The sequence below is a fragment of the Leclercia sp. CFBP8987 genome (genome assembly GCF_034044995.2).
In the GTDB taxonomy this organism is placed as follows: domain Bacteria; phylum Pseudomonadota; class Gammaproteobacteria; order Enterobacterales; family Enterobacteriaceae; genus Enterobacter; species Enterobacter tamurae.
Genome location: NZ_CM188255.1, coordinates 4,400,785 through 4,422,775 on the forward strand (window position 1 = coordinate 4,400,785; position 21,991 = coordinate 4,422,775).

A 21,991-nucleotide genomic window follows, 5' to 3' on the forward strand; every position below is an offset into this window, starting at 1 on the left:
TCACAAGATATGAAGATAATCATTCTGGGCGCGGGACAGGTGGGCGGTACGCTGGCAGAAAACCTGGTCGGTGAGAATAATGACATCACTATTGTTGATACCAATAGCGATCGTCTGCGCAGCCTGCAGGATAAATTCGATCTGCGGGTGGTTCAGGGGCATGGCTCCCATCCCCGGGTGTTACGTGAAGCCGGTGCGGATGATGCCGATATGCTGGTTGCCGTTACCAGTTCCGATGAAACCAATATGGTTGCCTGTCAGGTGGCCTATTCGTTATTCAACACGCCAAACCGCATCGCGCGTATCCGTTCTCCGGATTATGTGCGTGATGCCGATAAGCTGTTCAATTCCGATGCGGTTCCGATCGACCATCTCATCGCGCCAGAACAGCTGGTTATTGACAGTATCTACCGGCTGATTGAATACCCGGGTGCACTGCAGGTAGTGAATTTCGCGGAAGGCAAAGTCAGTCTTGCAGTGGTAAAAGCCTATTATGGTGGCCCGCTGATTGGTAACGCGCTCTCCACCATGCGCGAACATATGCCGCACATCGACACCCGCGTTGCCGCGATTTTCCGTCATGACCGCCCTATCCGTCCGCAAGGCTCCACCATTGTCGAAGCCGGAGATGAAGTGTTCTTTATCGCCGCGTCGCAACATATTCGCGCGGTGATGAGTGAGCTTCAGCGACTGGAAAAACCCTATAAGCGGATCATGCTTGTCGGGGGCGGTAATATCGGTGCCGGTCTGGCTCGCCAGCTGGAAAAAGATTACAGCGTTAAGTTGATCGAACGCGATCAACAGCGTGCTTCTGAGCTGGCCGAAAAACTGCAGAATACGATCGTTTTTTATGGCGATGCGTCGGATCAGGAGCTGCTTGCCGAAGAGCATATCGATCAAGTCGATCTTTTCATCGCGGTTACCAACGATGACGAAGCCAACATCATGTCAGCGATGCTGGCAAAAAGGATGGGGGCGAAAAAGGTAATGGTGCTTATCCAGCGCCGCGCCTATGTAGATCTGGTGCAGGGAAGCGTTATCGATATTGCGATTTCGCCACAACAGGCCACCATTTCTGCCCTGCTGAGCCATGTGCGTAAAGCGGATATCGTGGGCGTATCTTCTCTACGTCGTGGGGTGGCAGAAGCTATCGAAGCCGTGGCGCACGGCGATGAGAGCACGTCTCGTGTGGTTGGACGTTCCATTGATGAGATTAAGCTCCCACCGGGTACCATCATTGGCGCAGTAGTGCGGGGCAATGACGTGATGATCGCCAATGATAATTTACGTATTGAGCAGGGGGATCATGTGATTATGTTCCTCACTGATAAAAAGTTTATTACCGACGTCGAACGCCTCTTCCAGCCGAGTCCTTTCTTCCTGTAATACCTCAAAGGTGCTGTTATCAGCACCTTTACTTATTTAACCCAATAATATGTAAGGGTTATATTTCTGTGACGCATATCTCTCTTCAATGGCAATCCGCTAATGATTTGTTAGACTTGTATTTGTCAGCTGGCACAAGGAGAACAAAATGAGTTTTATTAAAGAATTTCGCGAATTTGCGATGCGCGGGAATGTAGTGGATTTGGCTGTGGGTGTAATTATTGGTGCAGCGTTTGGTAAGATCGTTTCATCACTGGTTGCTGATATCATCATGCCCCCGCTGGGATTGTTAATTGGCGGGATTGATTTCAAACAATTCGCCATAACCCTGCGTGAAGCACAAGGTGATATTCCTGCAGTAGTAATGCATTACGGCGTGTTTATTCAGAACGTATTTGATTTTGTGATTGTTGCTTTTGCCATCTTCATGGCTATAAAGCTCATCAACAGATTGAACCGTAAGAAAAAAGAAGAACCTGCTGCACCGGCAGCCCCATCCAAAGAAGAAGTATTGCTGACAGAAATTCGTGACTTACTGAAAGCGCAGAACAACCGCACTTTGTAAGGCTCTGAAAGCAAGAAGGCCAGTGGTAAGAAAGCGATTCGCTTGCTTGCCACTGGCCTCCCAGTTACCCCGTTTTGCATGTTTAGTTTTACGCAGATAACTTCCTTTCCCTTTCTTATTCTTCTCGATCCGCTGTCTGAATAATGGATCATGTAATAATGCCTCGATAGCGTTATCGTTGATTTGACCTTTCTTATGCTGATAATGGCTCATAAACTCTCCGGTATATAAAATATCCACGCGAGTGTAAAAGCTGAAGGCAATAAAATCAACAGCCGCGATTTTCCCCGTTTGCTCCCTGCTCGAGGGTTTCCAGTATCGAGCAGTAGACGCTGCTGTGCCCGGTGCCACAACAGGCATCATTCAATCGCTGCAGTGACAGGCGCATCGTTTGTAACTCTTCAATACGCGCTTCGACCTCACTCAGCCTCGCCTGCACAATACTTTTTGATTCCTGGCAGGTATGGTGTTCGGGATCGATACGGATCGACAGCAGTTCCCGGATCGACTCCAGCGTAAATCCCAGCTGCCGGGCATGGCGAATAAACTTCAGACGCTGAAGATCCTTATCGGTATACAACCGAAAGCCACCTTCCGTGCGAATTTCATGCTCCATCATCTGCTGCTTTTCGTAATAACGGATGGTGTCAGGGGTGACGTCAGCCAGCTTCGCAATCTCACCAATACGATACATCGTTATTCCTCATTCATTTTTGACGCTAACCGATCGGCATAGTCGCCACGCAGGAAATCTGTGTTCACTCCCGCCTGACGAAGCTTAAGTTCGAGCAGTGCGAGACGACGGCTGTAATCCGTGTGCTCGGCAGTGCCCTGTCTGACCGAATTGAGTAATTGAGCGAGTTCGACTGCCTCTTTACGCTGCTCAAGCTCTGGCGGCAGGCAACCTGCATTTTTCAACATCCGATAACCCGCTCTCAGTTCAGCAGGAACATGAGAATCATCGTCCAGCATCAACGGTTGCCCACTCCCGGGCAGATTATCGAATTCACCCTGGCGTTGAGCGTCAAGAATGTGTCGTTCTGCCCACAGGTCAAGTAACCACATAGCAAAACTCCGCAGAGAATAAAATGAATACGACTATTGTAGGAAAGTGGGGATCCAGCAGATATAAAAAAACCCGCCGAGGCGGGTTTTTTTACGTTGCTACAGATTACTCTGCAGCAGCTTCTGCTTTCTCTGAACGATCAACCAGCTCGATGTAAGCCATCGGCGCGTTGTCGCCTGCACGGAAGCCACACTTTAGAATACGAGTGTAACCACCGGCACGGCTCGCGAAACGCGGGCCCAGTTCGTTAAACAGTTTTGCCACGATCTCGTTATCACGAGTACGGGCGAATGCCAGACGACGATTAGCAACGCTGTCAGTCTTGGCAAGAGTAATCAGCGGCTCAACTACGCGACGCAGCTCTTTCGCTTTAGGCAGGGTCGTCTTGATGATCTCATGACGAACCAGTGAACCTGCCATGTTGCGGAACATAGCCTGGCGATGGCTGCTGTTGCGGTTCAGTTGACGACCACTCTTACGATGGCGCATGACCTTATCCTTCTCAGTAAAACCTTAACCTGTGATCCGGTTACTCGTCAGCAATGCTTGCCGGTGGCCAGTTTTCCAGGCGCATGCCCAGAGACAGACCACGTGAAGCCAGCACGTCTTTAATCTCAGTAAGAGATTTTTTACCCAGGTTCGGCGTTTTCAGCAACTCAACCTCGGTACGCTGTACCAGATCACCGATATAGTGGATAGCTTCTGCCTTGAGGCAGTTAGCAGAGCGGACAGTCAATTCCAGATCGTCAACAGGGCGCAGCAGGATCGGATCGAATTCTGGTTTCTCTTCTTTCACTTCCGGCTGACGTACATCACGTAAGTCAACGAAAGCTTCCAGTTGTTCTGCCAGGATGGTTGCCGCACGACGAATCGCCTCTTCAGGATCGATTGTGCCGTTGGTTTCCATTTCGATGACCAGCTTGTCCAGGTCGGTACGCTGTTCTACACGCGCTGCTTCAACATTGTAGGCAATACGCTCTACAGGGCTGTAACATGCGTCGACCAGCAGACGGCCGATTGGGCGCTCATCTTCTTCCGAATGAATTCGGGCAGAAGCCGGCACATAACCACGACCGCGCTGAACTTTGATACGCATGCTAATAGCTGCGTTCTCATCGGTCAGGTGGCAGATCACGTGCTGCGGCTTGACGATTTCAACATCACCGTCGTGGGTGATGTCGGCTGCAGTCACAGGGCCAATGCCAGATTTATTCAGAGTAAGAATAACTTCATCTTTACCCTGAACTCTCACCGCCAGCCCTTTCAGGTTGAGCAGGATTTCAAGGATATCTTCCTGAACGCCTTCTTTGGTGCTGTACTCATGAAGTACACCATCAATCTCAACCTCGGTCACCGCGCAACCCGGCATCGATGAGAGCAGAATACGGCGCAGTGCGTTACCCAGAGTATGGCCAAAGCCACGCTCTAAAGGCTCAAGGGTCACCTTGGCGTGCGTCGAACTCACTTGCTCGATATCTACCAGGCGCGGTTTTAGAAACTCTGTCACAGAACCCTGCATTGTGTCCTCTCTTTGGTACTAAGCTTTACTTGGAGTAAAGCTCGACGATCAGGTGTTCGTTAATGTCCGCAGACAGATCAGAACGTTCCGGCTGACGCTTGAACGTGCCTTCCATCTTGCCAGCATCAACTTCCAGCCAGGTTGGCTTTTCACGCTGCTCAGCCAGCTCCAGAGCGGCTTTCACGCGAGATTGCTTTTTCGCTTTCTCACGAATGCTAACAACGTCATTCGCTTTAACCTGATAAGAAGCGATGTTAACAACACGACCGTTTACCATGATTGCTTTATGGCTAACCATCTGACGTGCTTCAGCACGAGTGGCGCCAAAGCCCATACGGTATACAACGTTGTCCAGACGACCTTCCAGCAGAGCCAACAGGTTTTCACCGGTGTTGCCTTTCAGACGTGCTGCTTCTTTATAGTAGTTACGGAACTGACGCTCCAGCACACCGTACATACGGCGAACTTTCTGCTTTTCACGCAACTGCACACCATAGTCAGACAGACGCGGTTTACGCGCACCGTGCTGGCCAGGAGCTTGTTCAATTTTACACTTGGTATCGATCGCGCGAACGCCAGACTTAAGGAATAAGTCGGTACCCTCGCGACGGCTAAGCTTGAGCTTAGGACCCAAATATCTTGCCATTTTCTATCTCCAACAATCCTAGAAACGAACGCGTTATACGCGACGTTTTTTCGGCGGACGACAACCGTTATGAGGGATCGGAGTCACATCAGTAATATTAGTGATGCGGAAACCAGCGGCGTTCAGAGCACGAACAGTAGATTCGCGACCCGGACCCGGACCTTTTACCATAACTTCCAGATTCTTGATGCCGTATTCTTTTACGGCTTCAGCGCAACGCTCTGCTGCAACCTGAGCTGCGAACGGAGTGGATTTGCGTGAACCACGGAAACCGGAACCACCGGCTGTTGCCCAACCCAGTGCGTTACCCTGACGATCAGTAATAGTAACGATGGTGTTGTTGAAAGAAGCATGGATATGAGCCACGCCGTCAGAGACTTGTTTTCTTACACGCTTACGTGCACGAACTGGTGCCTTTGCCATTATTCAATCACCCCGATTATTTCTTGATCGGTTTGCGCGGACCCTTACGGGTACGTGCGTTGGTCTTGGTGCGCTGGCCGCGAACCGGGAGACCACGACGATGACGCAAACCGCGATAGCAACCAAGGTCCATAAGGCGCTTGATGCTCATGCTAACTTCACGGCGCAGATCACCTTCAACGACAAATTTGGCAACTTCGTCACGCAGCGTGTCGATTTGTTCTTCAGACAGCTCACTGATCTTAACATCTTCAGCGATACCCGCTGCAGCCAAAATGGCTTTTGAACGGGTCTTGCCGACGCCGTAGATCGAAGTTAATGCGATCACAGCATGTTTCTGATCAGGAATGTTAATGCCTGCTATACGGGCCACTATGCACTCCTACTATTTAATATGTACGCACCATGCTGAAAAGCCCGTTTTCAGGATACTCAAATGGAAACGTACAGACATACAAAAGATTGGCTGGCTAATCTAGCCAGCTCAACCCAACTTTGCAAGAAAAATATGCGAAATAATCAGCCTTGGCGCTGTTTATGCTTCGGCTCGGCACTGCAAATCACACGGATGACACCATCACGCTTAACGATTTTGCAGTTACGGCATAATTTCTTGACGGAAGCACGAACTTTCATTTTTACTCTCCGTAACTTCTCGAGCGACCTATTGTCGGCCGTAGCCTTTAAGGTTCGCCTTCTTCAATGCAGACTCGTACTGACTCGACATCATCAGAGTTTGCACTTGAGCCATAAAGTCCATAATCACGACAACAACGATAAGCAGTGAGGTCCCACCGAAGTAGAACGGTACTTTCATTGCATCACGCATGAACTCCGGGATCAGGCAAATAAAAGTAATATAAAGCGCACCAACCAAAGTCAGGCGAGTCATTACTTTATCGATATACTTCGCCGTTTGCTCTCCCGGACGAATTCCTGGTACAAATGCACCGGACTTCTTCAGGTTATCTGCTGTTTCACGCGGGTTGAAGACCAACGCCGTGTAGAAGAAACAGAAGAAGATGATCGCAGACGCATAGAGTAACACATAAAGTGGTTGCCCAGGCTGCAAATACAGCGAAATTGTTGTCAGCCAGTTCCAACCAGTCCCGCCCCCGAACCATGACGCGATGGTCGCCGGGAACAGAATAATACTGGAAGCGAAGATTGCCGGGATTACCCCTGCCATATTCACTTTCAGCGGTAAATGTGTGCTCTGTGCAGCATACACACGACGACCTTGCTGACGTTTAGCGTAGTTTACCACAATGCGGCGTTGACCACGTTCAACGAAAATAACAAAGAACGTCACTGCAAATACTAATACTGCAACCAACAGCAACAGGAGGAAGTGCAGGTCGCCTTGACGCGCTTGCTCGATAGTATGGGCAATGGCTGGCGGGAGTCCCGCAACAATACCAGCGAAAATAATGATCGAAATACCGTTGCCGATACCACGTTCAGTAATTTGTTCGCCGAGCCACATCAGGAACATGGTTCCTGAGACCAGACTTACAACAGCGGTGAAATAGAATGCAAAGCCTGGGTTAATAACCAGGCCTTGCATACCAGGCATATTCGGTAGACCGGTAGCAATACCGATCGACTGGAATATTGCCAGCACCAGAGTGCCGTAACGGGTGTACTGGCTGATCTTACGACGACCAGACTCCCCTTCTTTCTTCAGCTCTGCCAGGGTCGGATGAACGACCGTCAGCAGCTGGATAATAATCGATGCCGAAATGTACGGCATGATACCCAGAGCAAAGATTGAAGCACGGCTGAGAGCACCACCAGAGAACATGTTGAACATTTCAATGATGGTGCCACGCTGTTGCTCAAGCAGTTTGGCAAGTACAGCGGCATCAATACCAGGGATCGGAATGAAAGAGCCAATACGGAACACAATAAGCGCACCGATTACAAACAACAGTCTGCGTTTCAGCTCGCCTAAGCCACCTTTGGCACTTTGAAAATCTAATCCCGGTTGTTTAGCCATCTGCTACTTATTCCTCGATTTTACCGCCAGCAGCTTCGATAGCAGCACGAGCACCTTTAGTAACACGCAGGCCACGAACAGTTACCGGAGTAGAAACTTCACCAGCCAGGATCACTTTCGCGAACTCGATCTGGATACCGATAATGTTTGCTGCTTTCAGCGTGTTCAGGTCTACAACGCCGCCTTCAACTTTCGCCAGGTCAGACAGACGAACTTCGGCTGTGATCGCTGATTTGCGAGAGGTGAAGCCGAACTTCGGCAGACGACGGTACAGTGGCATCTGGCCACCCTCGAAACCGCGACGTACGCCACCGCCAGAACGAGAGTTCTGACCTTTGTGACCACGACCACCGGTTTTGCCGAGGCCAGAACCGATACCACGACCCAGGCGTTTACCCGCCTTTTTAGAGCCTTCGGCCGGAGACAGAGTATTTAAACGCATCTCTTACTCCTCAACTTTAACCATGAAGTAAACCGCGTTGACCATACCACGAACAGCAGGAGTATCCTCGCGCTCAACGGTATGACCAATACGACGCAGACCCAGGCCAAGCAGCGTTGCCTTATGTTTCGGCAGACGTCCGATTGCACTGCGGGTTTGTGTAATTTTAATAGTCTTTGCCATGGTCAATTACCCCAGAATTTCTTCAACGGATTTACCACGCTTGGCAGCGACCATTTCTGGAGATTTCATATTTTCCAGGCCATCAATAGTTGCACGAACCACGTTAATCGGGTTGGTGGAACCATATGCTTTAGCCAGAACGTTATGAACTCCAGCAACTTCCAGAACGGCGCGCATTGCACCACCGGCGATGATACCGGTACCTTCGGAAGCTGGCTGCATGAAGACACGAGAACCCGTGTGAGTACCCTTAACAGGGTGCTGCAGGGTGCCGTGGTTCAGCGCGATGTTAATCATATTGCGACGGGCTTTTTCCATCGCTTTCTGGATCGCTGCTGGAACTTCACGCGCTTTACCGTAACCAAAACCAACGCGGCCATTACCATCACCAACAACAGTCAGAGCTGTGAAGGAGAAAATACGACCACCTTTAACGGTTTTAGATACGCGGTTAACCGCGATCAGCTTTTCCTGCAGTTCGCCAGCCTGTTTTTCGATGTGAGCCATCTTACACCTCTACCTTAGAACTGAAGGCCAGCTTCACGGGCAGCATCTGCCAGTGCCTGGACGCGACCATGATATTGGAACCCGGAACGGTCAAAGGACACAACTGTGATGCCTTTTTCCAGAGCGCGTTCAGCAACAGCTTTACCTACAGCTGCAGCGGCGTCTTTGTTACCGGTGTACTTCAATTGTTCAGTAATAGCTTTTTCTACAGTAGAAGCAGCTACCAGAACTTCAGAACCGTTTGGTGCAATTACCTGTGCGTAAATATGACGCGGGGTACGATGTACCACCAGGCGAGTTGCACCCAGCTCTTTGAGCTTGCGGCGTGCGCGGGTCGCACGACGGATACGAGCAGATTTCTTATCCATAGTGTTACCTTACTTCTTCTTAGCCTCTTTGGTACGCACGACTTCGTCGGCGTAACGAACACCCTTGCCTTTGTAAGGCTCAGGACGACGGTAGGCGCGCAGATCTGCTGCAACCTGACCGATCAGCTGTTTATCAGCGCCTTTCAGCACGATTTCAGTTTGAGTCGGACATTCTGCAGTGATACCTGCCGGCAGCGGATGCTCAACAGGGTGTGAGAAGCCCAGAGACAGGCCTACTGCATTCCCTTTGATCGCTGCACGATAACCTACACCAACCAGCTGAAGCTTTTTAGTGAAGCCTTCGGTAACACCAACAACCATTGAATTCAGCAGGGCACGCGCGGTACCAGCCTGAGCCCATCCATCCACGAAACCATCACGTGGACCGAAGGTCAGTGCATTGTCTGCATGAGTAACTTCAACAGCTTTGTTGAGGGTACGAGTCAGCTCGCCATTTTTACCTTTGATCGTAATAACCTGACCGTCGATTTTTACATCAACGCCGGCAGGAATAACGACCGGTGCTTTAGCAACACGAGACATTCTTTCCTCCGATTAGGCTACGTAGCAGATAATTTCGCCACCAAGACCAGCTTGGCGCGCTGCACGATCAGTCATAACACCTTTTGAGGTAGAAACAACTGCGATACCCATGCCGGCCATAACTTTTGGCAGCTCATCTTTTTTCTTATAGATGCGCAGGCCTGGGCGGCTGACACGCTGAATGCTTTCTACAACAGCTTTACCCTGGAAATACTTAAGAGTAAGTTCCAGTTCCGGCTTGGTGTCGCCTTCAACTTTAAAATCTTCGATAAAACCTTCTTCCTTCAGCACGTTGGCAATTGCCACTTTCAGCTTGGCGGAAGGCATGGTGACCGCAACTTTGTTCGCGGCCTGACCGTTACGGATACGGGTCAGCATATCCGCGATCGGATCTTGCATGCTCATCTGTCTTTACTCCCGTGATTCAATTGGTAATTACCAGCTAGCCTTTTTCAAGCCTGGTACTTCACCGCGCATGGCGGCTTCACGCAGTTTGATACGGCTCAACCCGAACTTGCCCACGAAACCATGTGGACGACCTGTTTGACGACAGCGGTTACGCTGACGAGACGGGCTGGAATCACGCGGCAGAGACTGCAGCTTGAGAACAGCATTCCAACGATCTTCGTCGGAAGCGTTCACATCAGAAATGATCGCTTTCAGTTCAGCGCGTTTAGCGAAGAATTTATCAGCTAAAGCTACGCGTTTTACTTCGCGTGCTTTCATTGATTGCTTAGCCATTCAGTAACCCTACCTTACTTGCGGAACGGGAAGTCAAACGCAGCCAGTAGAGCACGGCCTTCTTCGTCAGAGTTCGCAGTAGTGGTAATGGTAATATCCAAACCACGCACGCGATCGACTTTATCGTAGTCGATCTCTGGGAAGATGATCTGCTCACGGACACCCATGCTGTAGTTACCACGACCGTCGAAAGACTTAGCGGACAAGCCACGGAAGTCACGGATACGAGGTACAGCAATAGAGATCAGGCGCTCAAGGAACTCCCACATGCGTTCGCCACGCAGAGTTACTTTACAGCCGATCGGATAGCCCTGACGGATTTTGAAGCCTGCAACAGATTTGCGTGCTTTGGTGATCAACGGCTTTTGACCGGAGATTGCTGTCAGATCAGCTGCTGCGTTATCCAGCAGTTTCTTGTCAGCGATCGCTTCACCAACACCCATGTTCAGGGTGATCTTCTCGACCCGAGGGACTTGCATGACAGAATTGTAGTTAAACTCAGTCATGAGTTTGTTAACTACTTCGTCTTTGTAGTAATCATGCAGTTTCGCCATCGTACTACTCCAAATTACTTGATAGTTTCGCTATTAGATTTGAAGAAACGGACTTTTTTGCCGTCTTCGAATCTAAAGCCTACACGGTCAGCCTTACCGGTTGCCGCATTGAAGAGTGCAACGTTAGAAACCTGAATAGCAGCTTCTTTTTCAACGATGCCACCTGGTTGGTTCAGGGCCGGAACCGGCTTCTGATGTTTCTTAACCAGGTTGATACCTTCAACAATGATCTTGCCGGAAGACAGAACATTTTTTACTTTACCGCGTTTACCTTTATCTTTACCGGTTAACACGATAACTTCGTCATCACGACGGATTTTCGCTGCCATGATTCGCTCCTTAGAGTACTTCTGGTGCCAGAGAGATAATTTTCATGAACTTTTCAGTACGAAGTTCACGAGTTACCGGCCCAAAGATACGCGTGCCGATAGGCTGCTCGCTGTTATTATTTAAAATAACGCATGCATTACCATCGAAGCGAATGACAGAACCGTCAGGGCGACGAACACCCTTCCTGGTGCGCACCACTACCGCTTTCAGCACATCACCTTTTTTGACCTTACCACGTGGAATTGCTTCCTTGATGGTGATCTTGATGATGTCGCCTACGCCTGCGTAGCGACGGTGCGAGCCACCCAGAACCTTGATACACATTACGCGACGTGCACCGGAGTTGTCGGCGACGTTCAGCATAGTCTGTTCTTGGATCATTTCAGTGCTCCGCTAATGTCAACTACTACCTGAGACTCTAAAATCAGAGCCGTTAAAAAGCCCCATATCGAGGGCGCGGCATTATAACACCGCTTCTACAATATGGGTAGAAAAAATAAACGGCTCATTGCTGAGCCGTTTATTCGTATCGAGAAGGCTACTCTATTACAGAACCGCTTTCTCTACAACGCGAACCAGCGTCCAGGACTTAGTCTTGGACAGTGGACGGCATTCACGGATTTCAACCTTGTCGCCGATACCACATTCGTTGTTCTCGTCATGTACGTGCAGTTTGGTCGTACGCTTGATGAATTTACCGTAGATCGGGTGTTTCACAATACGTTCGATAGCTACAACGATGGATTTCTCCATTTTGTCGCTAACAACACGACCTTGCAGAGTACGGATTTTATCGGTCATTACGCACCCGCCTTCTGAGTCAGTAAAGTCTTAACGCGTGCAACATCACGACGCACTTGCTTCAGCAGGTGAGTCTGTTGCAGCTGGCCACTTGCAGCCTGCATACGCAGGTTGAACTGCTCACGCAGCAGGTTCAGCAGCTCAGCGTTCAGCTCTTCTACGCTTTTTTCACGCAGCTCATTTGCTTTCATTACATCACCGTCTTAGTTACAAAGGTGGTTTTGATAGGCAGTTTCGCTGCTGCCAGACCGAAGGCTTCACGGGCCAGCTCTTCCGGAACGCCGTCCATTTCATACAGGACTTTGCCCGGTTGGATCAAGGCAACCCAGTACTCCACGTTACCTTTACCTTTACCCATACGAACTTCCAGCGGCTTCTCGGTAATTGGTTTGTCCGGGAATACACGGATCCAAATTTTACCTTGACGCTTAACTGCACGGGTCATAGCACGACGTGCTGCTTCGATCTGACGTGCAGTCAGACGACCACGGCCAACAGCTTTCAGACCGAAAGTGCCGAAGCTAACATCCGTACCCTGCGCCAGACCACGGTTGCGGCCTTTGTGCACTTTACGGAATTTTGTACGCTTTGGTTGTAACATCAGCGACGCTCCTTATTTACGGCCTTTACGCTGCTGCTTTTTAGGTTGCGCAGCCGGTTTTTCCGGTTGTTCAACAGCAGCCATACCACCCAGGATCTCACCTTTGAAGATCCATACCTTAACGCCGATTACACCGTAAGTGGTGTGCGCTTCAGAGGTGTTGTAGTCGATGTCAGCACGCAGAGTGTGCAGCGGTACGCGACCTTCGCGGTACCATTCGGTACGTGCGATTTCCGCGCCGCCCAGACGGCCGCTAACTTCAACTTTGATACCTTTAGCGCCCAGACGCATTGCGTTCTGTACAGCACGCTTCATAGCACGACGGAACATAACGCGACGTTCCAGCTGTGAAGTGATGCTGTCAGCAACCAATTTAGCGTCCAGTTCAGGCTTACGAACTTCAGCGATATTGATCTGTGCAGGAACGCCAGCGATATCCGCTACGACCTTGCGCAGTTTTTCTACGTCTTCGCCTTTCTTACCGATTACGATGCCAGGACGAGCAGTGTGAATGGTCACACGGATGCTCTTAGCTGGACGCTCGATAACGATACGAGATACAGACGCTTTAGCCAGTTCCTTAGTCAGGTACTGACGTACTTTAAAATCGCTGTCCAGGTTGTCAGCGAATTCTTTGGTGTTCGCAAACCAGGTTGAATTCCATGGTTTTACAATACCCAGGCGAATACCATTAGGATGTACTTTCTGACCCATTGCTAGTCTCCAGAGTCTCAGCGATCGGACACAACCACAGTAATGTGGCTGGTGCGCTTCAGGATGCGATCTGCACGACCTTTCGCACGCGGCATAATGCGCTTCATGCTTGGGCCTTCGTCTACGAAGATTTTCGCGACTTTCAGATCGTCAATGTCAGCGCCATCGTTGTGTTCAGCGTTAGCAATGGCAGATTCCAGTACCTTCTTAACCAATACCGCAGCTTTCTTGTTGGTATAGGTCAGGATGTCCAGGGCCTGCGACACTTTCTTACCGCGAATCAGGTCAGCAACAAGGCGAACCTTCTGAGCAGAAGAACGAGCATGGCGATGTTGAGCTAAAGTTTCCATCTCTTCCTCCTACCTTATTTCTTCTTCGCTTTTTTATCAGCAGCGTGGCCGCGATAAGTACGAGTCGGTGCGAATTCACCCAGTTTGTGACCGACCATTTCGTCGGAAACAAAGACTGGAACGTGCTGACGACCATTATGGACAGCGATGGTCAAACCGATCATGTTAGGAAAGATCGTTGAACGACGGGACCAAGTGCGCAGGGGCTTCTTGTCTCCGCTTTCCACCGCTTTCTCTACCTTCTTCAGCAAGTGCAGGTCAATAAAAGGACCTTTCTTGAGAGAACGTGGCATGGCTTATCCTCTAATATTATTTGCTACGGCGACGTACGATAAATTTATCAGTACGCTTGTTGCTGCGGGTCTTCTTACCTTTGGTCTGAACGCCCCACGGAGTTACCGGGTGCTTACCAAAGTTACGACCTTCACCACCACCATGTGGGTGGTCGACTGGGTTCATCGCAGTACCGCGAACGGTAGGACGAACACCACGCCAGCGTGCAGCACCTGCTTTACCCAGAACGCGCAGCATATGCTCAGCATTGCCAACTTCGCCCAGAGTAGCGCGGCAGTCTGCTTCGACTTTACGCATTTCACCAGAACGCAGACGCAGGGTGACATAAGCACCATCGCGCGCAACGATCTGAACGTAAGTACCAGCGGAACGTGCCAGCTGACCGCCTTTACCTGGTTTCATTTCTACGTTATGAACGGTAGAACCAACCGGGATATTGCGCATCGGCAGGGTGTTACCTGCTTTGATTGCAGCATCAACGCCAGACTGAATCTGGTCGCCAGCTTTCAGGCCTTTAGGGGCCAGAATGTAACGGCGCTCGCCATCTTTGTACAGAACCAGCGCGATGTTCGCGGAACGGTTCGGATCGTACTCAAGACGCTCAACAACAGCTGGGATACCGTCTTTGTTGCGTTTAAAGTCAACAATACGGTAAGCCTGCTTGTGACCACCACCGATGTGACGAGTGGTGATGCGGCCATTGTTGTTACGACCACCGGATTTGCTGTTTTTTTCAACCAGCGGAGCAAAAGGTTTGCCCTTGTGCAGCTCTGGGTTGACCACTTTAACGACGTGGCGACGACCCGGAGATGTCGGTTTACATTTAACAACTGCCATTGTATTACTCCTCCGACTTACTCAGCGCCGCCAACGAAGTCCAGGTTCTGGCCTTCTTTCAGGGTGACGTAAGCTTTTTTCCAGTCGCTACGACGACCGATACGCTGTCCGTGACGTTTAACTTTCCCTTTAACTACCAGGGTGTTAACGACTTCGACTTCGACTTCAAACAGTTTCTGCACAGCAGCTTTGATTTCTGCTTTGGTCGCGTCTTTAGCAACTTTGAGAACGATGGTGTTAGTTTTTTCCATCGCAGCAGACGCTTTTTCAGAAACGTGCGGTGCACGAAGCACCTTCAGCAGACGTTCTTCACGAATCATGCCAGCATCTCCTCAACTTGCTTAACAGCATCAGCAGTCATTACGACTTTGTCGAAGGCGATCAGGCTAACCGGGTCGATACCAGTCGCATCGCGTACGTCAACCTTGTGCAGGTTACGTGCGGCCAGGAACAGGTTCTCGTCCAGCTCACCGGTGATGATCAGCACATCTTCCAGAGCCATGTCTTTCAGTTTCTGTGCCAGCAGCTTAGTTTTAGGCGCTTCTACAGAGAAAGATTCGACAACGATCAGACGATCCTGACGTACCAGTTCGGACAGGATGCTTTTCAGCGCGCCGCGGTACATCTTTTTGTTAACTTTTTGACTGTGGTCCTGCGGGCGAGCAGCGAAGGTCACGCCACCGGAACGCCAGATCGGGCTCTTAACAGAACCTGAACGCGCACGGCCGGTACCTTTCTGGCGCCACGGCTTTTTGCCGGAACCAGTTACTTCAGCACGAGTCTTCTGAGCACGAGTACCCTGACGAGCACCAGCTGCATAAGCAACAACAACCTGGTGAACCAGCGCTTCGTTGAAATCACGACCGAAGGTAGTTTCGGAAACAGTCAGCGCGCTCTGCGCGTCTTTCAATACTAATTCCATTGCTATCCCCTTACGCCTTCACAGCTGGTTTAACGATCAGGTCGCTACCGGTTGCACCCGGAACAGCACCTTTAACCAGCAGCAGGTTGCGCTCAGCGTCAACACGTACTACGTCCAGGCTCTGAACGGTCACACGTTCGTTACCCAGCTGACCTGCCATTTTCTTGCCTTTGAACACTTTGCCCGGAGTCTGGTTCTGACCGATAGAACCCGGTACGCGGTGGGACAAGGAGTTACCGTGCGTAGCATCCTGAGTACGGAAGTTCCAGCGCTTAACGGTACCAGCAAAACCTTTACCTTTAGAGGTACCGGTTACGTCAACTTTTTTAACTTCTGCAAACAGCTCAACGCTAATGTCCTGACCTACGGTGAACTCTTCGCCTTCAGCAAGACGGAATTCCCACAGACCACGGCCAGCTTCAACGCCAGCTTTAGCGAAGTGACCCGCTTCCGGTTTGGTTACACGGTTAGCTTTTTTAGCACCAGTGGTAACCTGAACGGCACGGTAGCCATCGTTAGCCAGGTCTTTAACCTGAGTAACGCGGTTTGCTTCAACTTCGATTACGGTTACTGGGATAGATACGCCATCTTCAGTGAAGATGCGGGTCATGCCCACTTTTTTACCGACTAAACCAATCATTGTATCAACCTCTCAATCGCTCGATGACCTGATTAACCCAGGCTGATCTGCACGTCTACACCGGCAGCCAGATCCAGACGCATCAGAGCATCAACGGTTTTCTCGGTTGGCTCAACGATGTCAACCAGACGCTTGTGAGTGCGGATTTCGTACTGATCACGCGCGTCTTTGTTAACGTGCGGAGAGATCAGAACGGTAAAGCGCTCTTTGCGGGTCGGCAGCGGGATCGGACCACGGACTTGCGCACCAGTGCGCTTAGCAGTCTCGACGATTTCCGCGGTTGATTGATCGATCAGACGATGATCAAACGCTTTAAGACGGATACGGATTCTTTGGTTCTGCATGAGACCAGAGCTCCAATTATTTTATAAACGAAAATGATTACTACTCAAACCCATTACGATTGATGGGAGAGTGTAACCGTTCTTACGTAGCTCCCCAATTGGGAGCATTGTTAGGCAACGAAAAACAGTATTGCCTGGGTTCAGATTGAACCAGCTGTCAATTACGACAAGCCCGCGCATTATACGTAAATCTGAGCAGGACGCAAGCCCCGTTTAGGAAATAGACGGGACAGGTCAGTTTTGCATGGCGGCTCGTAAAAACGATGTAACGTTGCGACGGTAAGACGTTAGTCGGGAAGGCTTCACGCAGGGTTGAGTTTTGCGGTTTGTTTAACCCCAGGAATTGAGTGGAGTATGGCCGTACAGATTTCATAGAGGCCATTAACGATGCTCACTACCCTCCCCTTCCTTGTTGTCTACCTGGGTTTAACCTGCTTATTAGTTCGTGAGGATATCCGTTCGCATCTGCTTCCGGACAGATACCTCTGTCCACTACTCTGGGCAGGTCTGCTCTATCACCTCTGTCTTCAACCCGATTTTCTGGCCAGCGCGGTCTTAGGTGCAATAACGGGTTACGCCGGCTTTGCGATTATTTATTGGGCTTACAAACTGATACGTAAACGTGAGGGGCTGGGATACGGCGACGTGAAATATCTGGGGGCGCTGGGCGCATGGCATGGCTGGTGTGTGCTTCCTGCTCTGGCCTTATCGGCAGCTTTGCTGGCGATTCTCTATCTATTGATACGCTCCCTGTTTAAACCCGAAGAACAGATATTAAAAAACCCACTGCCCTTTGGACCTTTCATGGCGGCAGCAGGTTTAATTATGGGTGGGCCAAGCCTGATCAGCTTTCCACTTTAATCTGCGACTGGAGATAATTCTGCAGACCGATTTTACCGATTAGATCCAGCTCCGTTTCCAGCCAGTCGATATGTCCTTCTTCATCAGCCAGGATCTGAATCATCATATCGCGGCTGACGTAATCGTGAACGCTGTCCGCGTAAGCGATAGCTTCACGCAGATCTTTTGCGCCTTCGAGTTCCAGCGTCAGATCGGATCGCAGCATCTCTTCGACATCTTCACCGATACCCAGCTTGCCGAGATCCTGCAGGTTGGGGATCCCCTCAAGAAACAAAATACGCTCGATGTACTTATCGGCGTGTTTCATTTCATCAATGGATTCATGGTATTCGACGTCGTTGAGGCGAGTCAGACCCCAGTTCTTGAACATTCTCGCGTGGAGAAAGTATTGATTGATTGCGACAAGCTCATTTCCCAATAATTTATTGAGATAACTTATGATTTTAATATCACCTTTCATTATAGTCCCTCCGCTTCCACTTATTGAAGCGTAGATGGGGCTACAGAGATGTCAAAAAAAAGAATGAGCCTCAGGCAATCTCTTTGAATTCCGGGATCTGCATCAATTCGTCCTGCATGATCTCGCGGGCAGCGCGAACGCACTTACCGCATTGATTTCCCACCGGAACAAACTTACGCAGCTGCTGAAAAGATTGTGGTTGAAACTGGCGAACGGCCTGACGGATTTTTTTATCACTCACACCATTACATAAACAAACGTACATAACCACTCCCGTTCAAAATATGCGCAAAGTGTAAGTGAGAATAATTATGATTACAATAGCACAAGCACGAAGAGGCGGGGCGGGAGCCAACAAAAAATGCGAAAATTTGTGACAGGGAGAAATGTAAGACAACAAAAAAGGACGCCGAAGCGTCCTTTTTAATTCAGGGATAATTAATTAGCCCAGAACTTTAGCAACAACACCCGCGCCAACGGTACGGCCACCTTCGCGGATTGCGAAGCGCAGACCATCGTCCATCGCGATTGGGTGGATCAGGGTAACAACCATCTTGATGTTGTCGCCTGGCATTACCATCTCAACGCCTTCTGGCAGTTCGATGGTACCGGTCACGTCAGTAGTACGGAAGTAGAACTGTGGACGGTAGCCTTTGAAGAACGGAGTATGACGGCCGCCTTCGTCTTTGGACAGGATGTACACTTCAGATTCGAACTTGGTGTGCGGCTTGATAGAGCCTGGCTTAGCCAGAACCTGGCCACGCTGGATCTCTTCACGCTTGATACCACGCAGCAGAACGCCGCAGTTCTCGCCTGCACGACCTTCGTCCAGCAGTTTGCGGAACATTTCAACGCCAGTACAGGTTGATTTCGCAGTATCTTTGATACCAACGATTTCAACTTCTTCACCTACTTTGATGATACCGCGCTCTACACGACCGGTAACAACAGTACCACGGCCGGAGATAGAGAATACGTCTTCGATAGGCAGCAGGAACGGCTTGTCAATCGCACGCTCTGGCTCTGGGATGTAGGAATCCAGGTAGCCAGCCAGTTCGATGATTTTCTCTTCCCACTGTGCTTCGCCTTCCAGCGCTTTCAGTGCAGAACCACGAACGATTGGGGTGTCGTCGCCCGGGAAGTCGTACTGGGACAGAAGTTCACGAACTTCCATCTCAACCAGTTCCAGCAGCTCTTCGTCATCAACCATGTCGCATTTGTTCAGGAACACGATGATGAAAGGAACGCCTACCTGACGACCCAGCAGGATGTGCTCACGGGTCTGAGGCATAGGGCCGTCAGTCGCAGCAACAACCAGGATCGCGCCGTCCATCTGCGCAGCACCGGTGATCATGTTTTTAACATAGTCGGCGTGGCCCGGGCAGTCTACGTGTGCGTAGTGGCGAGTCGGGGTGTCATATTCAACGTGGGAAGTGTTGATGGTGATACCACGAGCTTTTTCTTCTGGTGCGTTATCGATCTGGTCGAATGCACGAGCAGAACCACCGTAGGTTTTAGCCAGAACGGTAGTGATTGCAGCGGTCAGGGTAGTTTTACCGTGGTCAACGTGGCCGATAGTACCAACGTTGACGTGCGGTTTTGTACGTTCAAATTTTTCTTTAGACACGGCTATATTCCTTACTATAGTGCCCCCTCACCGAAGGGGCACGGGACTTAGATTTTAACCCTACGGCTTATTTACCACGGGCTTCAATTACGGCCTGAGCAACGTTGTTCGGCGCATCATCATACTTCAGGAACTCCATGGAGTAAGAAGCACGACCTTTGGTCAGAGAACGCAGCTGAGTTGCATATCCGAACATTTCAGACAGCGGAACTTCAGCATGAATCTGAACACCAGTAGCGTTAGATTCCTGACCTTTCAGCTGACCACGACGACGGCTAAGGTCACCGATAACGTCACCGGTATTCTCTTCCGGAGTTTCTACTTCAACCTTCATGATCGGCTCAAGCAGAACTGGTTTCGCTTTCTTAAAGCCTTCTTTAAAGGCGATAGAAGCGGCCAGTTTAAACGCCAGTTCAGAGGAGTCAACGTCATGGTAAGAACCGAAGTGCAGACGAACACCCATGTCTACAACCGGGTAACCAGCCAGTGGACCAGACTTCAGCTGCTCCTGGATGCCTTTATCAACGGCAGGGATGTATTCACCAGGAATTACACCACCTTTGATGTCGTTGATGAACTCGTAACCTTTAGGGTTAGAGCCCGGCTCCAGTGGGTACATGTCGATCACAACGTGACCATACTGACCACGACCACCAGACTGCTTAGCGTGTTTACCTTCAACATCGGTAACTTTCTGACGAATCGCTTCACGGTAAGCAACCTGAGGTTTACCTACGTTAGCTTCAACGTTGAATTCACGCTTCATACGGTCAACGATGATGTCGAGGTGCAGTTCACCCATACCAGCGATGATGGTCTGGTTAGATTCTTCATCAGTCCATACGCGGAATGATGGGTCTTCTTTAGCCAGACGGCCCAGAGCCAGACCCATTTTTTCCTGGTCAGCTTTGGTTTTCGGTTCTACTGCGATGGAGATTACCGGTTCCGGGAATTCCATACGCTCAAGAATGATCACGTTATCCGGATCACAGATGGTGTCACCTGTAGTCACGTCTTTCAGGCCGATTGCCGCAGCAATGTCGCCCGCGCGAACTTCTTTGATCTCTTCACGCTTGTTAGCATGCATCTGAACGATACGGCCAAAACGCTCACGAGCTGATTTAACCGGGTTGTATACGGTATCACCAGAGTTAACCACGCCAGAGTACACGCGGAAGAACGTCAGGTTACCTACAAACGGGTCGGTAGCGATTTTGAATGCCAGTGCAGCAAACGGCTCGTCATCACTAGCATGACGCTCGGATGGGGTATCTTTACCGTCATCCAGCATACCGTTGATTGCAGGTACGTCAGTCGGAGCTGGCAGGTAATCAATTACCGCATCCAGCATCGCCTGAACACCTTTGTTCTTGAACGCAGAACCACAGGTTACCAGGATGATTTCGTTGTTCAGAACGCGCTGACGCAGAGCTGTTTTGATCTCTTCTTCAGTCAGTTCTTCGCCACCCAGGTATTTCTCCATCAGGTCTTCTGAAGCTTCTGCAGCGGACTCGATCAGGTTCTGGTGCCATTCGTCAGCCAGGTCCTGCATGTCAGCCGGGATATCTTCATATTCGAAGGTAACGCCCTGATCAGCATCGTTCCAGTTGATGGCTTTCATTTTCACCAGGTCGATAACGCCGGTGAAGCCTTCTTCAGCACCAATTGCCAGCTGCAGCGGAACAGGGTTCGCGCCCAGACGGGATTTGATCTGACCAACAACTTTCAGGAAGTTTGCACCCATGCGGTCCATTTTGTTAACGAACGCAATGCGTGGAACTTTGTATTTGTTTGCCTGACGCCATACGGTTTCAGACTGTGGCTGAACACCACCAACTGCGCAGTAAACCATTACCGCACCATCAAGAACACGCATGGAACGTTCTACTTCGATAGTGAAGTCAACGTGCCCCGGGGTGTCGATGATGTTTACGCGATGCGGTTCATACTGCTTAGCCATACCAGACCAGAATGCAGTAGTCGCTGCGGAGGTAATGGTAATACCACGCTCCTGCTCCTGCTCCATCCAGTCCATGGTAGCGGCGCCGTCATGAACTTCACCGATTTTATGGTTTACACCGGTGTAGAACAGAATACGTTCGGTGGTAGTGGTTTTACCGGCGTCGATGTGCGCACTGATACCAATGTTACGGTAGCGTGCGATGGGTGTTGTACGAGCCATTTGATTCCTCGTTTATCTTTTTAGGCGTTCAGTTAAGTAACCCAAAGCGGGCTGCTTCGCTGAAGCGCCCGCCTGGTGACTATGAC

At 50.2% G+C, this 21,991-nt stretch carries 38 protein-coding genes; 3 read left to right on the forward strand and 35 right to left on the reverse strand.

Going from position 1 to position 21,991, the window contains the following annotated elements; genetic code table 11:
• The first annotated feature begins 9 nt into the window (after positions 1-9).
• Positions 10-1,386 (forward strand): Trk system potassium transporter TrkA, encoded by a 1,377-nt coding sequence (trkA, locus tag SOM40_RS21145; RefSeq protein ID WP_320531172.1) that lies wholly within the window; start codon positions 10-12, stop codon positions 1,384-1,386.
• Positions 1,387-1,534: 148 nt separating this feature from the next.
• On the forward strand, positions 1,535-1,951 hold the full coding sequence (mscL, locus tag SOM40_RS21150; protein WP_032614681.1) for a large-conductance mechanosensitive channel protein MscL: 417 nt from the start codon (positions 1,535-1,537) through the stop codon (positions 1,949-1,951).
• Here the strand turns inward: mscL and SOM40_RS21155 are convergent.
• The 31 genes from SOM40_RS21155 to rpsJ all read right to left on the reverse strand — a co-directional run bounded on the left by SOM40_RS21155 (position 1,919) and on the right by rpsJ (position 16,775).
• Positions 1,919-2,164: an alternative ribosome-rescue factor A gene (locus tag SOM40_RS21155; RefSeq protein WP_106996072.1), complete on the reverse strand. Its 246-nt coding sequence runs from the start codon at positions 2,162-2,164 to the stop codon at positions 1,919-1,921. The two genes, mscL and SOM40_RS21155, sit on opposite strands and share 33 nt — an antisense overlap.
• A gap of 55 nt (positions 2,165-2,219) precedes the next feature.
• Positions 2,220-2,645, reverse strand: coding sequence for a Zn(2+)-responsive transcriptional regulator (gene zntR, locus SOM40_RS21160; RefSeq protein ID WP_320531171.1), 426 nt, complete (start codon positions 2,643-2,645; stop codon positions 2,220-2,222).
• Between the two features lie 2 nt (positions 2,646-2,647).
• Complete coding sequence (locus SOM40_RS21165; RefSeq protein ID WP_320531170.1) at positions 2,648-3,016, reverse strand: DnaJ family domain-containing protein; 369 nt, start codon at positions 3,014-3,016, stop codon at positions 2,648-2,650.
• A 106-nt stretch (positions 3,017-3,122) separates the two neighbouring features.
• Positions 3,123-3,506: a 50S ribosomal protein L17 gene (gene rplQ, locus SOM40_RS21170; protein ID WP_001216368.1), complete on the reverse strand. Its 384-nt coding sequence runs from the start codon at positions 3,504-3,506 to the stop codon at positions 3,123-3,125.
• A gap of 40 nt (positions 3,507-3,546) precedes the next feature.
• Positions 3,547-4,536 carry a DNA-directed RNA polymerase subunit alpha gene (locus tag SOM40_RS21175; RefSeq protein WP_002919219.1) on the reverse strand — a complete coding sequence of 330 codons (990 nt, stop codon included), beginning with the start codon at positions 4,534-4,536 and terminating at the stop codon, positions 3,547-3,549.
• Positions 4,537-4,561: 25 nt separating this feature from the next.
• Positions 4,562-5,182 (reverse strand): 30S ribosomal protein S4, encoded by a 621-nt coding sequence (gene rpsD / locus SOM40_RS21180; RefSeq protein ID WP_032614687.1) that lies wholly within the window; start codon positions 5,180-5,182, stop codon positions 4,562-4,564.
• 33 nt (positions 5,183-5,215) lie between these two features.
• Positions 5,216-5,605 carry a 30S ribosomal protein S11 gene (gene rpsK / locus SOM40_RS21185; protein ID WP_003863312.1) on the reverse strand — a complete coding sequence of 130 codons (390 nt, stop codon included), beginning with the start codon at positions 5,603-5,605 and terminating at the stop codon, positions 5,216-5,218.
• A 16-nt stretch (positions 5,606-5,621) separates the two neighbouring features.
• A complete protein-coding gene (rpsM, locus tag SOM40_RS21190) occupies positions 5,622-5,978 on the reverse strand; it encodes a 30S ribosomal protein S13 (RefSeq protein ID WP_003031135.1) in 357 nt (118 codons plus the stop codon).
• 146 nt (positions 5,979-6,124) lie between these two features.
• Positions 6,125-6,241, reverse strand: coding sequence for a 50S ribosomal protein L36 (gene rpmJ / locus SOM40_RS21195; RefSeq protein ID WP_000868187.1), 117 nt, complete (start codon positions 6,239-6,241; stop codon positions 6,125-6,127).
• A gap of 28 nt (positions 6,242-6,269) precedes the next feature.
• Positions 6,270-7,604 carry a preprotein translocase subunit SecY gene (gene secY, locus SOM40_RS21200; RefSeq protein ID WP_032614690.1) on the reverse strand — a complete coding sequence of 445 codons (1,335 nt, stop codon included), beginning with the start codon at positions 7,602-7,604 and terminating at the stop codon, positions 6,270-6,272.
• 7 nt (positions 7,605-7,611) lie between these two features.
• On the reverse strand, positions 7,612-8,046 hold the full coding sequence (rplO, locus tag SOM40_RS21205; RefSeq protein ID WP_032614692.1) for a 50S ribosomal protein L15: 435 nt from the start codon (positions 8,044-8,046) through the stop codon (positions 7,612-7,614).
• A gap of 3 nt (positions 8,047-8,049) precedes the next feature.
• Positions 8,050-8,229: a 50S ribosomal protein L30 gene (rpmD, locus tag SOM40_RS21210; protein WP_003863301.1), complete on the reverse strand. Its 180-nt coding sequence runs from the start codon at positions 8,227-8,229 to the stop codon at positions 8,050-8,052.
• Between the two features lie 6 nt (positions 8,230-8,235).
• Positions 8,236-8,736, reverse strand: a complete 501-nt coding sequence (rpsE, locus tag SOM40_RS21215) for a 30S ribosomal protein S5 (RefSeq protein WP_106996075.1) — start codon at positions 8,734-8,736, stop codon at positions 8,236-8,238.
• Positions 8,737-8,750: 14 nt separating this feature from the next.
• Positions 8,751-9,104, reverse strand: a complete 354-nt coding sequence (rplR, locus tag SOM40_RS21220) for a 50S ribosomal protein L18 (protein ID WP_032614694.1) — start codon at positions 9,102-9,104, stop codon at positions 8,751-8,753.
• A gap of 9 nt (positions 9,105-9,113) precedes the next feature.
• On the reverse strand, positions 9,114-9,647 hold the full coding sequence (gene rplF / locus SOM40_RS21225) for a 50S ribosomal protein L6 (protein WP_312080286.1): 534 nt from the start codon (positions 9,645-9,647) through the stop codon (positions 9,114-9,116).
• Positions 9,648-9,659: 12 nt separating this feature from the next.
• Complete coding sequence (rpsH, locus tag SOM40_RS21230) at positions 9,660-10,052, reverse strand: 30S ribosomal protein S8 (protein WP_032614699.1); 393 nt, start codon at positions 10,050-10,052, stop codon at positions 9,660-9,662.
• A 30-nt stretch (positions 10,053-10,082) separates the two neighbouring features.
• Complete coding sequence (gene rpsN / locus SOM40_RS21235) at positions 10,083-10,388, reverse strand: 30S ribosomal protein S14 (RefSeq protein WP_032614701.1); 306 nt, start codon at positions 10,386-10,388, stop codon at positions 10,083-10,085.
• A 14-nt stretch (positions 10,389-10,402) separates the two neighbouring features.
• The gene (rplE, locus tag SOM40_RS21240) at positions 10,403-10,942 is read right to left on the reverse strand and encodes a 50S ribosomal protein L5 (protein ID WP_032614703.1); all 540 of its coding nucleotides are present in this window, start codon (positions 10,940-10,942) and stop codon (positions 10,403-10,405) included.
• A 14-nt stretch (positions 10,943-10,956) separates the two neighbouring features.
• Entirely contained in the window at positions 10,957-11,271 is a 315-nt protein-coding gene (gene rplX, locus SOM40_RS21245; RefSeq protein WP_016538464.1) for a 50S ribosomal protein L24, read from the reverse strand.
• 10 nt (positions 11,272-11,281) lie between these two features.
• Entirely contained in the window at positions 11,282-11,653 is a 372-nt protein-coding gene (gene rplN, locus SOM40_RS21250) for a 50S ribosomal protein L14 (protein ID WP_004160583.1), read from the reverse strand.
• Between the two features lie 165 nt (positions 11,654-11,818).
• Complete coding sequence (rpsQ, locus tag SOM40_RS21255) at positions 11,819-12,073, reverse strand: 30S ribosomal protein S17 (protein ID WP_008503489.1); 255 nt, start codon at positions 12,071-12,073, stop codon at positions 11,819-11,821.
• Positions 12,073-12,264 (reverse strand): 50S ribosomal protein L29, encoded by a 192-nt coding sequence (rpmC, locus tag SOM40_RS21260; protein ID WP_032614707.1) that lies wholly within the window; start codon positions 12,262-12,264, stop codon positions 12,073-12,075. The genes rpsQ and rpmC overlap by 1 nt, the downstream gene beginning before the upstream one ends.
• Complete coding sequence (gene rplP, locus SOM40_RS21265; protein WP_002919759.1) at positions 12,264-12,674, reverse strand: 50S ribosomal protein L16; 411 nt, start codon at positions 12,672-12,674, stop codon at positions 12,264-12,266. Before rplP ends, rpmC begins: the two co-directional genes overlap by 1 nt.
• A gap of 12 nt (positions 12,675-12,686) precedes the next feature.
• On the reverse strand, positions 12,687-13,388 hold the full coding sequence (gene rpsC / locus SOM40_RS21270; protein WP_000529945.1) for a 30S ribosomal protein S3: 702 nt from the start codon (positions 13,386-13,388) through the stop codon (positions 12,687-12,689).
• 17 nt (positions 13,389-13,405) lie between these two features.
• Entirely contained in the window at positions 13,406-13,738 is a 333-nt protein-coding gene (gene rplV, locus SOM40_RS21275) for a 50S ribosomal protein L22 (protein WP_002919773.1), read from the reverse strand.
• Between the two features lie 14 nt (positions 13,739-13,752).
• Positions 13,753-14,031, reverse strand: coding sequence for a 30S ribosomal protein S19 (rpsS, locus tag SOM40_RS21280; RefSeq protein ID WP_001138115.1), 279 nt, complete (start codon positions 14,029-14,031; stop codon positions 13,753-13,755).
• A gap of 16 nt (positions 14,032-14,047) precedes the next feature.
• Positions 14,048-14,869 carry a 50S ribosomal protein L2 gene (gene rplB, locus SOM40_RS21285; protein WP_000301869.1) on the reverse strand — a complete coding sequence of 274 codons (822 nt, stop codon included), beginning with the start codon at positions 14,867-14,869 and terminating at the stop codon, positions 14,048-14,050.
• Between the two features lie 17 nt (positions 14,870-14,886).
• Complete coding sequence (gene rplW / locus SOM40_RS21290) at positions 14,887-15,189, reverse strand: 50S ribosomal protein L23 (RefSeq protein WP_004868363.1); 303 nt, start codon at positions 15,187-15,189, stop codon at positions 14,887-14,889.
• Complete coding sequence (rplD, locus tag SOM40_RS21295) at positions 15,186-15,791, reverse strand: 50S ribosomal protein L4 (protein ID WP_106996077.1); 606 nt, start codon at positions 15,789-15,791, stop codon at positions 15,186-15,188. The genes rplW and rplD overlap by 4 nt, the downstream gene beginning before the upstream one ends.
• Before the next feature lie 10 nt (positions 15,792-15,801).
• Positions 15,802-16,431: a 50S ribosomal protein L3 gene (gene rplC, locus SOM40_RS21300; RefSeq protein WP_016538466.1), complete on the reverse strand. Its 630-nt coding sequence runs from the start codon at positions 16,429-16,431 to the stop codon at positions 15,802-15,804.
• A gap of 32 nt (positions 16,432-16,463) precedes the next feature.
• On the reverse strand, positions 16,464-16,775 hold the full coding sequence (gene rpsJ, locus SOM40_RS21305) for a 30S ribosomal protein S10 (RefSeq protein WP_001181005.1): 312 nt from the start codon (positions 16,773-16,775) through the stop codon (positions 16,464-16,466).
• 387 nt (positions 16,776-17,162) lie between these two features.
• On the opposite strand from rpsJ, the gene SOM40_RS21310 reads away from it, so the two are divergent.
• Positions 17,163-17,636: a prepilin peptidase gene (locus SOM40_RS21310; RefSeq protein WP_166184328.1), complete on the forward strand. Its 474-nt coding sequence runs from the start codon at positions 17,163-17,165 to the stop codon at positions 17,634-17,636.
• On the opposite strand, the gene bfr is transcribed toward SOM40_RS21310, so the two are convergent.
• The 4 genes from bfr to fusA form a co-directional block, all read right to left on the reverse strand.
• Positions 17,620-18,096, reverse strand: coding sequence for a bacterioferritin (bfr, locus tag SOM40_RS21315; protein ID WP_106996079.1), 477 nt, complete (start codon positions 18,094-18,096; stop codon positions 17,620-17,622). The two genes, SOM40_RS21310 and bfr, sit on opposite strands and share 17 nt — an antisense overlap.
• A 70-nt stretch (positions 18,097-18,166) precedes the next feature.
• On the reverse strand, positions 18,167-18,361 hold the full coding sequence (gene bfd / locus SOM40_RS21320; RefSeq protein ID WP_003863268.1) for a bacterioferritin-associated ferredoxin: 195 nt from the start codon (positions 18,359-18,361) through the stop codon (positions 18,167-18,169).
• Positions 18,362-18,538: 177 nt separating this feature from the next.
• On the reverse strand, positions 18,539-19,723 hold the full coding sequence (gene tuf / locus SOM40_RS21325) for an elongation factor Tu (RefSeq protein WP_166181223.1): 1,185 nt from the start codon (positions 19,721-19,723) through the stop codon (positions 18,539-18,541).
• Between the two features lie 67 nt (positions 19,724-19,790).
• Entirely contained in the window at positions 19,791-21,905 is a 2,115-nt protein-coding gene (gene fusA, locus SOM40_RS21330) for an elongation factor G (protein WP_106995161.1), read from the reverse strand.
• Positions 21,906-21,991 lie beyond the last annotated feature (86 nt).